Source organism: Ligilactobacillus salivarius DSM 20555 = ATCC 11741 (assembly GCF_001435955.1).
Taxonomy (GTDB): Bacteria; Bacillota; Bacilli; order Lactobacillales; family Lactobacillaceae; genus Ligilactobacillus; species Ligilactobacillus salivarius.
Genome location: NZ_AYYT01000053.1, coordinates 1 through 375, shown reverse-complemented (window position 1 = coordinate 375; position 375 = coordinate 1). Strand labels below are relative to the sequence as shown.

Below are 375 nucleotides of genomic sequence, written 5' to 3'. Positions count from 1 at the left end.
CTTTTTGCATATACTAAGCGATATACTTTAACAACATTATTGGATATTTTATAAAATTGTAGATAGTCTCCTGAAACCAAGTATCTATAGTCGTTTGGAATTGAAATTCTACTATCTAACCTAGCACCTATATAAGGGCTTGTCTTTAACCTATCAAGATCTCTATCAATTAAGTCTAAGATCTTCTTTCTATTACTTTCATACATACTAGAATTAGCAAGATAGAGTTCCAAATCTTCGTAGTCCTGTATGTATTCTCTACCAATTATTACTTTATATTCTTCCATAAGATTATTAATTTCTACTCTTTCTAAATTCTTCTAGAGAAACACCTTCTCCAAAGTTTTTTTCAGCTTTATTTAGTTCTTTTAATAA

1 protein-coding gene is annotated in these 375 nt (G+C 28.3%); it reads right to left on the bottom strand.

Translation table 11 applies throughout. From position 1 onward, the window contains the following. Positions 1-287: type II toxin-antitoxin system RelE/ParE family toxin (locus FC55_RS09685; RefSeq protein ID WP_057704755.1), on the bottom strand; the 287-nt coding region annotated here is incomplete at its 3' end. Positions 288-375: the final 88 nt, after the last annotated feature.